At 53.3% G+C, this 16,449-nt stretch carries 10 protein-coding genes; 9 read left to right on the forward strand and 1 reads right to left on the reverse strand.

Translation table 11 applies throughout. From position 1 onward, the window contains the following. Positions 1-132 precede the first annotated feature (132 nt). The 9 genes from AC0LWN_RS11950 to AC0LWN_RS11990 all read left to right on the forward strand — a co-directional run bounded on the left by AC0LWN_RS11950 (position 133) and on the right by AC0LWN_RS11990 (position 15,522). Positions 133-1,647, forward strand: a complete 1,515-nt coding sequence (locus AC0LWN_RS11950) for an ABC transporter substrate-binding protein (RefSeq protein ID WP_474665468.1) — start codon at positions 133-135, stop codon at positions 1,645-1,647. 123 nt (positions 1,648-1,770) lie between these two features. Beyond that, positions 1,771-2,661, forward strand: coding sequence for an ABC transporter permease (locus tag AC0LWN_RS11955; RefSeq protein ID WP_474665518.1), 891 nt, complete (start codon positions 1,771-1,773; stop codon positions 2,659-2,661). A 23-nt stretch (positions 2,662-2,684) separates the two neighbouring features. Next, the gene (locus tag AC0LWN_RS11960; RefSeq protein WP_474665470.1) at positions 2,685-3,602 is read left to right on the forward strand and encodes a carbohydrate ABC transporter permease; all 918 of its coding nucleotides are present in this window, start codon (positions 2,685-2,687) and stop codon (positions 3,600-3,602) included. A 27-nt stretch (positions 3,603-3,629) separates the two neighbouring features. Next, positions 3,630-5,936, forward strand: coding sequence for a glycoside hydrolase family 3 N-terminal domain-containing protein (locus tag AC0LWN_RS11965; RefSeq protein ID WP_474665472.1), 2,307 nt, complete (start codon positions 3,630-3,632; stop codon positions 5,934-5,936). Then, on the forward strand, positions 5,923-9,228 hold the full coding sequence (locus AC0LWN_RS11970; RefSeq protein ID WP_474665474.1) for an alpha-mannosidase: 3,306 nt from the start codon (positions 5,923-5,925) through the stop codon (positions 9,226-9,228). Before AC0LWN_RS11965 ends, AC0LWN_RS11970 begins: the two co-directional genes overlap by 14 nt. Before the next feature lie 308 nt (positions 9,229-9,536). Next, positions 9,537-10,856, forward strand: coding sequence for a glycoside hydrolase family 125 protein (locus AC0LWN_RS11975; protein ID WP_474665476.1), 1,320 nt, complete (start codon positions 9,537-9,539; stop codon positions 10,854-10,856). A gap of 65 nt (positions 10,857-10,921) precedes the next feature. Then, the gene (locus AC0LWN_RS11980) at positions 10,922-11,920 is read left to right on the forward strand and encodes a glycoside hydrolase family 130 protein (protein WP_474665478.1); all 999 of its coding nucleotides are present in this window, start codon (positions 10,922-10,924) and stop codon (positions 11,918-11,920) included. Positions 11,921-11,975: 55 nt separating this feature from the next. Next, positions 11,976-12,746: a hypothetical protein gene (locus AC0LWN_RS11985; protein WP_474665480.1), complete on the forward strand. Its 771-nt coding sequence runs from the start codon at positions 11,976-11,978 to the stop codon at positions 12,744-12,746. A gap of 28 nt (positions 12,747-12,774) precedes the next feature. After that, positions 12,775-15,522: an alpha-mannosidase gene (locus tag AC0LWN_RS11990; RefSeq protein ID WP_474665482.1), complete on the forward strand. Its 2,748-nt coding sequence runs from the start codon at positions 12,775-12,777 to the stop codon at positions 15,520-15,522. 58 nt (positions 15,523-15,580) lie between these two features. On the opposite strand, the gene AC0LWN_RS11995 is transcribed toward AC0LWN_RS11990, so the two are convergent. Beyond that, the gene (locus AC0LWN_RS11995) at positions 15,581-15,868 is read right to left on the reverse strand and encodes a hypothetical protein (protein WP_474665484.1); all 288 of its coding nucleotides are present in this window, start codon (positions 15,866-15,868) and stop codon (positions 15,581-15,583) included. Positions 15,869-16,449 lie beyond the last annotated feature (581 nt).

Raw genomic sequence — 16,449 nt, forward strand, 5'->3', positions numbered from 1 at the left:
ATTTAGTTTAGCTTCTGTTTGAGAATGCTTACATCAACTACAGTTAAGGTAATCCTTGAAGAGGGCGGCGGCGGTCAGGCTTCCGGATGTTCCTGCAAAATTCGAGGTGAATAAAGGGGAGGTTATCAAAGAATGAGCAAGAAAAGAAAACGGTTTTCCCTGTTACTGACATCGCTGATGGCATTCACGGTGCTGCTTAGTGCCTGCGGCGGCGGTTCTAACAATGCTGCTACGAACAATGCCGGGACAAAGGACACTGCTTCCGAAACGAAAGACACTTCTTCGGAGAAGCCGGTTGAGCTGATCTGGTATACCATCGGCGCGCCGCAGAAGGACCTGGACATGGTCGTAGCTGAAGTCAACAAATATACCAAAGAAAAAATCAATGTTACCCTCAAGGTCAACATGATCGACTATGGGGACTACTCGCAGAAAATGCAGGTCAAGGTTGCCTCCGGTGAGCCTATGGACATCATGTTTACCAGCTCGTGGGCTTTGGATTATGTGCAAAATGCCCGTAAAGGCGCATTCCTGGAACTCGACAGCCTGATTGACAAGTACGGCAAAGGCATCAAGGATACCATCGACCCTGCCTTCCTGGAAGGCTCCAAGGTAGACGGCCATAACTACGCTATTCCTGCCAACAAAGAGCTCCCGGCTCAGGAAGTATGGCGCTTCAATAAGGAACTGGTGGACAAGTACAAGCTGGACATCAGCAAAGTGAAATCACTGGAGAGCATTGAACCTTTGCTCAAGACGATCAAGGAAAACGAGCCGGGCATCACGCCTTACGCGATGGTGAAGGATTTTATGCCGGTGCTGCCTTTTGACTATATCATCGAAAAAATGCCAATGGCGGTATATCTGGACACTAAAGACTATAAAATCGTCAACATTCTCGAAACTCCTGAACTGAAATCCAATCTTGAAACCGTACACAAATATTACAAGGCAGGTTACCTCTCATCGGAAGTAGCGACAACTACCTCCGTGGATGACCTCTACAAATCCGGCAAATGGTTCATGGACCGCGCCACCACCCAGCCAATGGCTGACAATCTGTGGACGGCAAGCTACGGTTATCCTGTAGTATCGACTCCTGCCGGTGAATCTTACATCTACAACTGGTCCGTTATGGGTTCGATGCAGGCGATTTCGGCCAACTCCGAGCATCCAGAGAAAGCTATGGAATTCCTCAACCTGCTCAACACCGATCCGGTTCTTCGCAACATGATGGACTCTGGTATCGAAGGCGTGCATTACGAGAAAGTCAACGACACTACGATCAAGAATCTGCCTGAAGCGCAGAACTATGATATGCCGTCCTTCTCCCTGGGCAATATCATGCTCAACTATTTGAACGAAGGCGACCCTGCGGACAAATGGGAGCAGTTCAAGAAATTCAATGAAGCGGGCGTAAATGCGCCGCTGCTCGGCTTCAACTTTGATACCTCCAAGGTAACGAATGAAATCGCCGCTGTGCAGAACGTGAAGGAAGAATTCTGGGCTCCGCTCATGACGGGAACCGTAGATCCTGACGAATATCTGCCTAAAGCGATTGAGAAATTCAAAGCTGCAGGTCTCGACAAAATCATCGCAGAAGCACAGACACAAATCGACGCCTGGAAAGCCGCGAACAACAAATAATTCATTCATTTAAGGAAGATCGGGCGGGTGCCAAGCCTCTTGCCCGGTCTTCTTTACAGTTAAGGAGGGCTCCACGTGAAAAGTGTTGGCGGATTCATCCGAAATATCATCAAAAACAAAGTTATGCTGCTCATGGTCCTACCGGGCGCGCTGTGGTTCCTCTTTTTCTCATATCTGCCGATGGTGGGAACGGTCATTGCTTTTAAGGAATACCGTTACAGCCGTGAGGGCTTCTGGGCCAGCATCATCAACAGCAAGTGGGTGGGCTGGGACAACTTCAAATTTCTGTTCACCACAAACGACGCGTATGTCATCACCCGCAATACGCTTTTATACAATGCAGCTTTCATTCTGCTAGGGCTGGTACTGTCGGTGACGATGGCGATTGTGCTGGCGGAGATTGCCAACAAAAGACTTGCTAAGGTCTATCAGACCGGCATGTTTCTGCCGTATTTTCTGTCATGGGTTGTCGTAGGCTACTTTGCCTTCAGCTTTCTCAGCTCCGAGAGCGGTGTGTTGAACCAGATCCTGAGTTATTTTGGCGCTGAGCCGATCAATTGGTATTCTGAGAAAAAATACTGGCCGCTCATCCTGATACTGGTGTATCTGTGGAAAGCGCTTGGCTACAACAGCGTAGTCTACCTGGCCGCTATCATGGGTATCGACAAATCGCTGTATGAAGCTGCAATGATCGACGGTGCAGGCAAGTTCCAACAGATCAAGAACATTACACTGCCGCTCTTAAGCCCGATTATCACCATTATGACGCTGCTCGCCATCGGGAAAATCTTTTACGCCGACTTCGGCTTGTTCTATCAGGTTCCCCGCAATTCCGGGACGCTCTACAGTGTTACGAACGTTATCGACACCTATGTCTACCAAGGCCTCAAATCTACAGGTGAGATTGGCATGAGCACTGCCGCAGGTCTGTATCAATCCGTTGTCGGTTTTGTGCTTGTTATTACTTCGAACTTCATCGTGCGCAAATTCAACAAGGACAGCGCCTTATTCTAATCAGGGCGAAAGGAGTGAACCAGATGTCCACACTAGTCAAAAAAGAACGCGATTTTCACAAGCTCTCCAAGACCTGGAATGTGCTGTTCAATTTGTTTGCCGGCATTTTTGCTTTTCTGTGCGTCTTTCCTTTTATCTTTGTAGTGATCATTTCCTTCACGGATGAAGGTACGCTGGCCCGGGATGGCTACAGTCTGTTTCCGGCCAAATGGAGTCTTGGTGCCTACAAATATGTATTCGAGTCAGGCGATATGCTGCTGCGTTCTTACGGGGTAACCATTCTCGTGACCGTACTCGGTACGCTGATCAGCCTGTTGTTTATTGCTTTTTATGCCTATGCCATTTCGCGTAAAAGCTTCAGATACCGCAATTTCTTTGCGTTCTTTGCCTTTTTCACCATGCTGTTCAACGGGGGGCTCGTTCCGACCTACATCATCGTTACGCAGTTCCTGGGACTCAAGGATTCGATCTGGGCGCTTGTGATGCCGCTGGCGGTCAACGCCTTTTACATTATGATTCTGCGGACGTTTTACAGCACCAGCGTTCCCGATGCCATCATTGAATCCGGTAAAATCGACGGCGCGGGCGAATTCCGCATTTTCCTGACACTTGTGTTGCCTCTGTCCTTGCCTGGTCTTGCTACGATTGCCCTGTTCAGTACCCTGGGCTACTGGAATGACTGGTTCAATGCGCTGCTCTATATTGATAACCCGAATCTGGTGCCGCTGCAGTCGATGCTGATGCGGATTGAGACCAGCATGCAGTTTATAATGCAGAACTCCACCAACAGCTCGCTCAGCCTGGAGGCGCTGCGCTCCATGCCGCAGGATACGTCGCGGATGGCGATGGTCGTGCTCGCGACTGGACCGATTATTTTTGCTTATCCGTTCTTCCAGCGTTATTTCATTCAGGGTCTTACAGTAGGGGCCGTCAAAGAATAAGAGTGTCAGCAGAAAGGGCGTGGAGAAATGAGCTATAAAGATCCGGGCAGACCGGCCAAGGAACGGGCGGAGCAGCTGCTGGGACTAATGACCTTGGAAGAAAAGGCCGCACAATTGGTTCAGCCCTTCGGCTGGCAGGCCTATGAACATACAGATGGAACCATTACGCTTACAGAAGATTTCAAACGCCAGGTGGCGGAGACGGGCATCGGGTCGCTATACGGCATGCTTCGTGCCGACCCATGGACAGGTGTAACTCTGGCGACCGGGCTGTCTCCGCGCCAGGGCGCGGAGGCGGTCAACGCCATTCAGCGCTATGCCATCGAGCATTCCCGGCTGGGTATTCCAATTCTGATCGGGGAAGAATGCTCGCACGGGCATATGGCGATTGGCGCTACAGTGTTTCCGGTGCCGCTCTCGCTGGGCAGCTCCTGGAATGTGGACCTGTACCGGGAGATGTGCCGGGCGGTGGCGCTGGAGACCCGCAGCCAGGGTGGTACAGTGACCTACTCGCCTGTGCTGGATGTAGTGCGCGATCCCCGCTGGGGCCGCACGGAGGAATGCTTCGGCGAGGATGCCTACCTGATCAGTGAGCTGGCCGTCGCCTCCGTAGAGGGGCTGCAGGGCGAATCGCTGAGCAGTCAGGAAAGTGTCGGCGCTACGCTGAAGCACTTCGTCGGCTACGGCAGCTCCGAGGGCGGCAGAAATGCCGGCCCGGTGCATATGGGCTGGCGCGAGCTGCTTGAAGTGGATCTGCTGCCGTTCAAGAAGGCGGTGGAGGCGGGCGCGGTTTCTGTTATGCCTGCCTACAACGAGATCGACGGCGTTCCCTGCACGACGAATACCGCGCTGATGGAGGATATTCTCCGGGGAGCGTGGGGCTTTGACGGCCTTGTAATAACCGATTGTGGCGCGATCGAAATGCTGGCTTCCGGCCATGATGTCGCCGAGGATGGACTGGATGCTTCCGTGCAGGCCATTACCTCCGGCATCGACATGGAGATGTCGGGCGCGATGTTCGGCGAGCACTTAGTGAATGCCGTCCGCACGGGCAGATTGGCTATCGAGGTTCTGGACCGCGCCGTGCAGCGGGTGCTGGAGCTGAAGTTCAAGCTTGGCCTGTTCGAGCAGCCGTATGCCGATCCGGATGCAGCCGAGAAGTTCATCGGCAGCGAGAAGCACCGGGAGCTTGCCCGCAAGCTGGCGGCGGAGAGCATCATTCTGCTGAAGAATGATGCCGGCACACTGCCGCTCTCCAGTGGCTCCGGCAAGGTTGCCGTCATCGGCCCGAATGCCGATGCCCCTTACAATCAGCTTGGCGACTATACCTCGCCGCAGCATCGCTCTAGCATCGCTACCGTACTGGACGGTGTGTGCAGCAAGCTGGGGCCGGAGCGGGTGCTGTACGCGCCCGGCTGCCGGATCAAGGGCGACTCCAGAGAAGGCTTCGAAGCGGCGCTGTCCTGCGCGGCGCAGGCTGATACCGTGGTGATGGTGCTCGGCGGATCCAGTGCCCGCGATTTCGGTGAAGGCACAATTGATCTGAAGACCGGAGCCTCGAAGGTTACGGAACATTCCTGGAGCGATATGGACTGCGGCGAAGGCATCGACCGGATCTCGCTGGCCCTTTCGGGTGTGCAGCTGGAGCTGGTGCAGGAGATTCACAAGCTGGGCAAGCCGGTAATTGTGGTCTATATCAACGGACGTCCGATCAGCGAGCCGTGGATTGAGGAGCATGCCCACGCCATTCTGGAAGCCTGGTATCCGGGTCAGGAGGGCGGCCACGCGGTGGCTGATATTCTGTTCGGCGAGGTGAATCCTTCAGGCCGATTGACGGTTTCCTGGCCAAAGGATGCCGGGCAGCTTCCGGTGTACTACAACGGCAAGCGTTCCCGGGGCAAAAGATACCTCGAAACGGATTCGCAGCCCCGCTACCCGTTCGGCTTCGGGCTGAGCTATACAAGCTTCAGCTACTCTGAGCTTAAGGTGGAGCCGCAGTCCATCACTGCGGGCGAAACCGCAACGGTAACCGTACAAGTGACTAACACTGGCGAGCTTACAGGGGCTGAAGTCGTTCAGTTGTATATTTCCGATGTTGCCAGCAAGGTTTCGAGACCTGCCAAGGAATTGAAGGGCTTCCGCAAAATCACGCTGTCGCCGGGCGAATCGCAAATCGTGGAATTTGAAGTCGGTCCGGAGCAACTGCAATATATCGGCCCGGATTATCAGCCTGTCTTGGAACCGGGAGCCTTCAAGGTGCTGGCCGGCAGCCATGTAAATGATGTGCTGGAAGCCGCGCTTGAGGTAATGGAGGGTTCACATGGAGCGGATTAAAAGATTGATACGCGAGCTGTCCGAGCGGCAATGGCTGGAGCAGCGCACGCTTGAGGAATGGGATATCCAAGCTTCGGTATATACCGTGCCGGGCCAATATGACGGAATACGCCCTTATACCGAAGGGGATTTCAGCCTGTTTCCAAGTGTTCAGGGAACCACGTACTTTTTCCGCCGTACGCTTGCAATCCCCCGTGAATGGGGGCAGCAGCATGCGGGTCTGATCTTTGAGTCAGGAGGCGAGGGCTTGCTGAGGGTCAATGGCGAATCCCGCCAGGGCCTCGACCGGAACCATACCTTTGTGACGCTTGAAGCTTCCCCGGACGGAAGACCGCTGGAGCTGGAGATCGAATTGTTCGATCCGATCCCGGAGCCGGTGGACCCGCTGAACCAACAGGCGGTGATTCAGCCGCCGATCCGGGCTATCCGCACGGAGCTTGTGCTCGTGAATGTTCCGGTTCAGAGCTTGATGTATAGCACCATCATTGTCCGGGATGCGGCCATTCTGCTGCCTGAAGCAGATATGCGCCGGACCCGGATGCTGGAAGCCCTATACCGCGTAATGGATGAATTTCTGAATTTATCTGAGGCAGTAATCCGTGAGGGGAAGGCTGTCGCTGCCCTCGAAGAGAAGCTGCGTGCAGACATTGCGGGAATTGGCGGAAATGCGGAAGGCACCATTCATATGGTCGGCCAATCCCACATTGATATTGCCTGGCTGTGGCCGGCCCGGGAGACCGTGCGGAAGACCAGCCGGACCTTCTCGACCGTGCACGCCTTGATGGAAGAATACCCTGAATACCAATTTGCCCAGAGCCAGCCGCAGCTGTTCGCATATCTCAAGGACAATGACCCCGTGCTGTTCGCCAAGGTAAAAGAGAGAATCCGCGAAGGCCGCTGGGAGCTTGTCGGCGGCATGTGGGTGGAGCCGGATCTGAACATCCCGAGCGGAGAATCGCTGATGCGTCAGATGCTCTACGGGCAGCGCTTCTACCTGGAGGAATTCGGTAAGACTTCGGACATTGAATGGCTGCCGGATACCTTTGGCTATTGCGCATCGCTTCCGCAGATCCTGCGGCATGGCGGCGTGCGTTATTTCATGACCACAAAGCTCGGCTGGAATGATACCAATGTGTTCCCTTACGATCTGTTCCACTGGATCGGCATTGACGGCACCGCCATGCTGTCCTATCTCAATCATGGAGTGAATGAGAATACATTGCCGAAGGATGTGCATGATCACTGGCAATCCTTCCGCGAGAAAAAGACCCATAACGAGCAGATGCTGCTCTACGGTCATGGCGACGGCGGCGGGGGCGTGACCCGCGAGATGCTGGAATATATCCGCCGGGCGGAGCTGATGGTCGGCCAGCCGGCCAGCCAAATCAGCAGTCCCGCTGATTTCTTCGCAGGCATCCTGGAACGGCAGCCGAAGCTGCCGGAATGGCGCGGCGATCTGTATCTGGAGCTGCACCGGGGAACCTACACCACCCACGGCCGCAACAAGCGGAACAACCGCAAGGCGGAGATCCTCTACCGCGAGGCAGAGCTGTGGCAGACAGTGGCGGCTTCCTTCATGAAGCCGGAAGAGCGGAGCAGCAGCGCCGAACAGCTCCATAAAGGCTGGAAGCTGGTGCTGCTGAACCAGTTCCATGACATTATCCCCGGCTCGGCGATCACCGAAGCCTATGAGACTTCGGAGAAGGAATACCGCGAGGTGTTCACCCTTGGGCAATCGGCGCTCCAGCCGGGTCTTCAGTCCTTGGCGGGTCAGGTGGCGGCAGAGGGCGAAGGTACGCCGTATGTGCTGTTCAACAGCCTGGGCTGGGCACGGGACGTGGTAGCTGCAATTACTGTGCCGGATCGTACGGAATTGGAGAATGCAGCGCTGGGGAACATGCAACTGGCAGGTACGGAAGTGACCAATACAGGACTGAACAATAGTGGGTTGAGCAATGCGGAATTAGCAAAGACGACACCAACTAAGGCGACAACTGCCGGGAAGACATCGGCAAACCTGACCTGGACAGCCTATGACGAAGACGGTCATTCACTTTCGGTTGATCTTGTCTCTGAGCCGTCTGCTGCCGCCGGATCTCCGGCGCAACTGACAGCCTATATCCATGTCCCACAAGTCCCGGCCTTTGGCTATAAGACAATCTGGCTGAGATGCGAAGAACCGGCTGTGTTGGAGGCTGAGGGAGCTGCACCTGCAGAAACCACTGAAGCTGTGGCGGCAGTGGAGCACGCTCCGCTACACGATAGCTGGGACACCTTTCACTACCGCCTTGCTTTCAACGAACGGGGCGAGATTACCAGCCTGTTCGACAAGACAGCAGGCCGTGAAATCGTGCAGCCAGGCGGACGCGCCAACCGGTTTCACTTTTTCCATGACCGTCCGACGCTCTGGGATGCCTGGGATATTGACAGCCGTTATGAAGATCAGCCTGCCGGTGAGGCGGAGCTGGTGGAGAAATACGTGCTTCACTCCGGCACGGTCCGGGATGTGCTGAGATTCCGCTGGAAGCTGGGCCAATCGGAAATTACGCAGGATTTGATCCTGTATGCGAATGACCGCAGGATTGACTTCAAGACACATGTGGAATGGAATGAAGCCCACAAGCTGTTGAAGGTTGGATTTCCGGTGGACGTGGTTGCTGACAAAGCCACCTACGAAATTCCGTTCGGTGCGCTTGAGCGCCCGACCCACCGCAATACAAGCTGGGAGCAGGCTCAGTATGAGGTGTGCGGTCATCGTTTTGCCGATGTGTCCGAGCATGGCTATGGCGTCAGTCTGCTGAATGACTGCAAATACGGCTATGACGTTCAAGGCAGCACAATCCGCCTATCTCTGCTGCGCGCGCCGAAATGGCCGGATGTCACTGCTGACCTGGGCAGCCATGACTTCACCTATTCCTTATATCCCCATGAAGGGGATTGGCGTAGTGCGCACACGCTGCGAAAGGCAGCGGAACTGAATCATGAAGTGCCGGCCATTGCAGTGACTATGAAGACTGGACAACTGCCATCCACTGGAGCATTAATCGGCTTCAATGGGCAGCATGTTGTGCTGGATACGGTGAAGCCATCTGAGGATGGACAGGGCAGCATTCTGCGGCTCTATGAATCCTCCGGCGGACGCGAAGCCGTGAAGCTTAGCTGGAAGCAGCCTTTTAGCGAAATCTATCTGTCCAATGCGCTGGAACAGCAGCTTGAACCCGTAGCTCACCACCAAGGTGAATTTGAGCTGCATTTTGCTCCCTTTGAGATCAAGACTATCTACATTCGCTAGCCGGTATTGCTGCTTAACCCCACATCAGCCGCCAAGTTGGAATTTGTACAGCTATTTTGCCTAAATCCCATTCATGGCGGCAGCTAGTGGGAATTTCTACAACTAAATTGATGGATTTTTAGGATTAGCGGCTTGAAAGCTCTGATTAGGTAACCTTTTTCCATCTAACGATGGTTCGAGCTGTTAATGGGCTGGAATAGTTGGAGTTTTTCCACTTCGTCTCATAGACCAGGCTTCAGCCACTCCTATCCATATCCCAGCATGCATATGCTCAACCCTTACTACATGAACAAAGGAGTGTACTTTCCTTGGAACAATTCAGATTGCCTAAGATCCCCATGTCGAAACTTAAGCTGCCTCAAGCGGTACAGGAGGTTCTGGCCGAAGCGGAAGAGAAGCTGGCCCACCGGCCAAAGCTGCTGCAGCTATTTAAGAACTGTTTTCCCAACACACTCGAGACGACAACCAAGCTGCTTGATGATGGCACAACCTTTGTCATCACCGGAGATATCCCGGCTTCCTGGCTGCGCGATTCGGTGGAACAGGTCATCCATTATGTACCGCTGGCCAAAAATGACCCGGAGCTGCAGCGCATCATCGGCGGCCTGATCAAACGTCATATCCAGTACATCCACATTGATCCGTACGCCAATGCTTTTAACGAATATGCCAATGACTGGCACTGGAACACCACCGATGTCACCGAGATGTCCCCGTGGGTCTGGGAGCGGAAGTTCGAGATAGATTCACTTTGCTTCGTTGTGCGTCTGGCCTACACCTACTGGAAGGAGACCGTCGTAACCGACTTCTTCGATGCCGGATTCAAGTCCGCCCTGCGTACCATTATTGATCTGTTCAAAAGAGAGCAGCGCCACTTCGAGCAATCGCCCTACCGCTTCAGCCGCAACAATGGCATCCCTGAGGATTCGCTGCGTAACAGCGGACTCGGCATGCCGGTGAACTATACAGGAATGATCTGGTCCGGCTTCCGCTCCAGTGACGATGCCTGCGATTTCCACTACAACATTCCCGGCAACATGTTTGCCGTTGTAGCGCTGCGCCAGATGCAGGAGTTCGCCGAGTGGGTATTCCGCGACATGGATATGCTCGCCGAGCTGAAGGAGCTGGAGTTCGAGGTTGATCACGGCATCAAGCTGTACGGGATTTACCGCCATCCTGAATTCGGGCCAATTTATGCCTACGAGACCGACGGCTTCGGCAATTACTGCCTAATGGATGATGCCGGAACCCCCGGACTGATCTCCATTCCGTATCTTGGCTATTTGAAGAACGATGATCCGATCTATCAGAACACCAGACGATTTGCGCTCAGTAAAGAAAATCCTTTCTATTATGAAGGAACAGCTGCCAAAGGCATTGGCAGTCCGCACACACCCAAGAACTATATCTGGCATATGGCCTTGTCGATGCAAGGGATAACGGCGGACACCAAGGAAGAGAAGCTGGCGGTGATCAGCATGCTGGAAGCAACGGACGCCGATACCGGCTTCATGCACGAAGGCTTCCATGCGGACGACCCATCCGTGTTCACCCGCAGCTGGTTCGCCTGGTCGAACAGCCTGTTTTCCCAACTGATCTGGCGGGCGCTACAGGAAGGAATTCTCTAAGTTATTTCGGATACTGATGACAAGATGGAGTAAGGTACTTTTTTATATGAAAAGGAGACATGAGCATGAGTACAATTATTGGAGAAAATCTGTCAAATATCCCTTGGGAGGAGAAGCCGGTAGACACCAACGCACCCGTGTGGAGATATTCGGCCAATCCGATCATTAACCGGGATGCCATCCCAAACTCCAACAGTGTGTTTAATTCGGCGGTCGTCCCCTTTGGGAATGGTTTCGCCGGCGTCTTCCGCTGCGATTCCAAATCGGTCAGCATGGATATCTTTGCAGGCTTCAGCGAGGATGGCGTGAACTGGACAATCCAGCATGAGCCGATTGTCTTCCAAGGTGACGAAGAGGTCATTAAACGGGAATACCGCTATGATCCCCGGGTCTGCAAGATAGATGATCGTTACTATATTTCCTGGTGCAACGGCTATCATGGGCCTACCATCGGACTCGCGTACACCACCGATTTTCAAACTTTCCATCAATTAGAGAACGCCTTTCTGCCGTATAACCGCAATGGCGTGCTGTTCCCGCGGAAGATAAACGGGCATTATGCCATGCTTAGCCGTCCAAGCGATACCGGGCATACTCCGTTTGGAGATATTTTCTACAGCGAAAGCCCTGATCTTACCTTCTGGGGCAAGCACCGCTATGTGATGGGCACGGTGAATGGAGATGCCTCCGCCTGGCAGTCCAAGAAGATTGGTCCAGGTCCTATTCCGATTGAAACCAGCGAGGGCTGGCTGCTCATCTATCACGGCGTAATCAACACATGTAATGGATTTGTCTACCGCATGGGCTGTGCGCTCCTGGATCTGGATCAGCCTTGGAAAGTGAAAGCCCGTTCGCGCAATTATATTCTTGGACCGGAAAAGTTGTACGAATGTGTGGGAGATGTGCCCAATGTGACCTTCCCTTGCGCGGCTTTGACAGATTCTGCTACAGGACGGATCGCTATCTACTACGGGTGTGCGGATACCGTTACGGGCCTTGCCTTCACCACCGTAGATGAATTGCTTAAATATATGAGGGAGTTCCCTTTGGAGATTGAGGAATAGCATCAATGAACAGTAGCAAGGCCATAACATTAAGGCATAATAGAGACGACAGAATTTGAACCTGCGGCTCCTTGCTCCCGAAGTAATGCTGCACCTGCCATTCCGGGCGGTTTCGGAATATGGCCTGGAAGCGCTGGAGGCTCAGCCGCCGAACCTGATTCTGCTGCCAAGTGCGCACAATTTGGACGATAGCGCGATGGAACAGCTGATTGCTTTTATAGATCGCATTGGAACAGTGCTTGTAGTGACCGGAGCACTTGGACTCAACTCCTACTGGCAGCCGTCCGATCGCCTAGGAGGGATTCTCGGTACGTGTGAGCTAAGCAACGTGCGGTGCGAGGAGCGGATGAAGCTTGGTGATAGAACCGTTGCCGTATCCTACGGCCAGCGCCGGATCGCTGAATTGGTCAAGGAAGTCCAAGTAAAAGAGGTGTCCGCGCCTAATAATTCCCTTGAATCCGGAGATACCGTAATCGATCTTCCACCCGGCAAGGGACGCCTTATCTGGTGCCCGCTCCCGCTTGAACTGAATGACCACGATGAGCCGATCACCGGACTGTACCGCTTGCTGTGGAGCACTCATCTATTCCTGCGCGGTGATCTGCCGGGAGTCTACGGGCGCAAGCTGGATTTTGCCGGAGGAGCACTTTATATTTTCGTATCCGAATATGCCTGGGACGCTGACATTGAGGTTAGAGACGCGGAGACTGGCATGAGCTACAGCTTCAGGCTGGAGAAAGAACGGTCCGTACTGTTTGCGGCAGACCTGCAGGGGCAGCTGATCTCCGTGTACAGAGCGGGAGAAACTGCGATTACAATACATTAAGCAAGATTTAAGGGGAGAGACGGGATTCATGACGAAGAAAAAAACCGCGCATATCGTTTCCCACACCCACTGGGACCGGGAATGGTATTTGCCCTATGAGAAGCATCATGTGCGTCTGGTAGAACTGGTGGATGCACTTTTGGATAAATTGGACAGCAGTACGGCCTTCCGCAGCTTTTATCTGGATGGGCAGACTATTATTCTGGAGGATTACCTCCAGGTCCGCCCGGAGAACAAGGAGCGTCTGGAGCGGCACATCCGGGATGGCCGGATTCTGATCGGTCCGTGGTACATTTTGCAGGATGCGTTCCTTACGAGCGGCGAAGCCAACGTGCGAAATATGCAGATTGGCCATCAGGATGCCCTGAAATACGGCGAGCCTTCCAAAATCGGCTACTTCCCCGATACCTTCGGCCTCGTCGGTCAGATACCGCAGCTTATGCTCCAATCCGGCATCAAGAACGCCTTCTTCGGCAGAGGAGTCAAGCCGACTGGCTTCAACAATACCGTATCGGACAGCGGTTATGAATCATCCTTCTCCGAGCTGATCTGGGAAGGGCCGGACGGCTCCCGGATCCTCGGCATTCTTTTCGCCAACTGGTATTCCAACGGCAATGAGGTTCCTGCGGACGAAGCGGGTGCCCGGGAGTTTTGGGACCGCAAGCTGGCGGATGCTGAGAAATATGCTTCCACAGGCGAGCTGTTGTTCATGAATGGATGCGACCATCAGCCGCTGCAGCTTGATTTGCCGGAGGCGATTGCCACAGCACAGGCGCTGTACCCGGAGGTAGAGTTCGTTCATTCGAACTTCCCGGATTACCTGGACGCGTTGAATGCTGATCTGGAGCATAACGGGCGTGAACTGTCTTCCGTCACCGGCGAGCTGCGCAGCCAGCGGACTGACGGGTGGGGCACACTGGTCAATACGGCCTCGGCACGTGTATATCTGAAGCAGATGAACCAGAAGGGCCAGACCCTCCTTGAAAAAATAGCCGAGCCACTAGCCTCCATCGCCAAGCTTACCGGCAAAGACTATCCGCATCATCTGTTCACCTACGCCTGGAAGACGCTGATGCAGAACCATCCGCATGACAGCATCTGCGGCTGCAGCGTGGATGAGGTTCACCGCGAGATGGTAACCCGTTTTGATAAAAGCCGCCATGTAGCAGAGAGCATCATCGAAGAAAGCGCCAGATTTATCGCCGATGCTGTGGATACTTCTGTTTTTGACGGATATTCAGATAAAGGTGAGGCTGTTCCCTTCGTGGTGATGAATACCACCGGCTGGAGCCGCACGGGGACTGTCAGTGTCGAGCTGGACGCAGCCCGCTTATATCTGCGCGAAGGTTATGGCTTGGAAGAAACCTCGCGCAGAATGCAGGAGACAGATCTCTCCGGCCGTGTACTGGTGGATGACAGCGGCAACGTGTTGGCTTGCACCGTAGAGGATTTGGGTCTGGAATTTGGCTATGATCTGCCGGATGACAAGTTCCGCCAGCCTTACATGTGCCGCAAAGTGAAACTCACCTTCGCAGCGGCCGAGGTTCCGGCACTTGGACTCCGCACCTATGCCTGGATCACACAGCAAGCAGCAGCTCCTGCGGCGCAGCAAGCTTCTCTTTTCAGCAGTGAACATGTGCTGGAGAACGCAGTGATCCGTGTGGAAGTGTCTGCGGATGGCTCCTTCAGCCTTAGTCACAAGCAGAGCGGAGCTGTGTATCGTGATCTTGGTGTTTATGAGAATACCGGAGATATCGGCAATGAGTATATGTACAGACAGCCTAATGGCGAGACTCCATTGACTACCAAAGGGCTGAATGCAGCAATCACAGTACTCGAAGACACTCCTTTCCGGGCGTCAATTGAGATTAAGCATAGCTGGGAAATTCCCGCCTCGGCAGATGCTAAATTGAATGAGGAGCAGCGCGCATTAGTATACTATCCGGAGCGCAAAGCACAGCGCAGCAGCGAAACGGTGATTTTGCAGCTTCGCACTGTCATTTCTCTGGAGCGTGAGGGCAAGGGGCTGCACATTGAATCGACGATCAATAATACGGCCAAGGATCACCGGGTACGCATGCTGTTTCCTACAGATTTGCAAACAGCGGTGCATCATGCAGATTCCATGTTCGAAATCACCAAGCGGGACAACGAACCTGCAGCAGAATGGCTGAACCCGAGCAATACACAGCATCAGCAGGCTTTTGTAGATGTCAGCAGTACAGAAGCAGGCATGACGGTAGCCAATCTCGGTTTGAACGAATACGAAGTGCTGCGTGACGGGCGCAATACGATAGCTGTTACTTTGCTGCGCAGTGTGGGCGAGCTGGGAGATTGGGGCTGGTTCCCGACACCGGAGGCGCAGTGCCTGGGCGAGCATACCGCTCAGCTAATGCTGATTCCGCATACCGGGGATGGGATAACTTCAGGCGCCTATGCCGAAGCTTATCAGTTCCAGACGCCGTGGACCGTCTTCCAGACAGGTGTACATGCAGGAGTACTTGCCTCCGGGTATTCTCCATTAAGTTGGAAGAGTACAGAAGCAGCATTCTCCTCCATGAAAATGAACGAGCATACCGCTGACCTCCTGCTGCGCTGGTACAACATGAGCGGCCAGCAAGCAGACCTGGAGCTGAAGCTGGGGCTTACCCATGAACATCTGTACAAGACAGGCATCCTAGAAGAGAGTACGAATCCGCTGCCTGAGTCCAGAGATACAGAACATCATCTGCAACTGGGTGCATGCGAGATTGCAACATTCGGCATCCATCTGTGACCTTACTTATATGACAAAAAAGAACCACCGGCGCTTCCCTGCCGGCGGTTCTTTTTACTTACTTCCTGCGGTAATCCTTGCTCCAATTCTGGATAGCCTCAGCTAACGTAGGTGTTCTAAGTCTTCTCCAGTCAGAGGTTTCCCATTCTTGAATCGCCTGCTGCTTGGTTTTGTAGAAGCTGTAATCGCGGATATTCCAAGGGCAGTAGACCTTTCTGTACCATTTACCATCAGAGATCCCGCGGGTATAGCGGCGGACGGCTTTGCTCGCCTGTCTTTTAGCCCAGACAGAGCCTGGGGATCGCTGGTCGTTCCATACCGGATGTTTCTTTACACTTCTGCTCATTGTGACTCTAACCTCCTTGCGGGGAAGGGAAGCTAGAAGTCGTGAACTCTTTTCAAAAAGCAGTCACCTCTTTCGTAACACGTATCCTTCTTGCTTAAAGGGGGAAGATACAATCATGGACGTTAACACTTGAATAAAGTTTCACATCAGACTATGATATCAAAGCAAGAAACGGGCCATGCGGAGTAAACACAAATAAGTTTTAAATAAATGCTTGCAATGAATCTCTATACATGGTATATTCTTATTCCGGCCAAGAAAGTTAAACGCTGAGCTCGAAAAGAAATTAAAAAAAGAGCTTGCATTAATCGGTCGAACATGATATAGTATAAGAGTTGCTGCTGACGAGAACATCGTCGCCGACAACGAGCTTGATCTTTGAAAACTGAACAACGAGTGAGTGGGATTTCACGAAAGTGAAGTCCAAAAATGAGAATGCAAATTCTCGTCAGATGTTTCAAAATGAGCGAATCGCTCTTTCTAATACGTTTCGGTTGGTTCTTTTCTCGAAGCAATTCGGGTGAAGGATCGCTCGAAAAAACCTTATTGGAGAGTTTGATCCTGGCTCAGGACGAACGCTG

Source organism: Paenibacillus sp. sgz302115 (assembly GCF_056120445.1).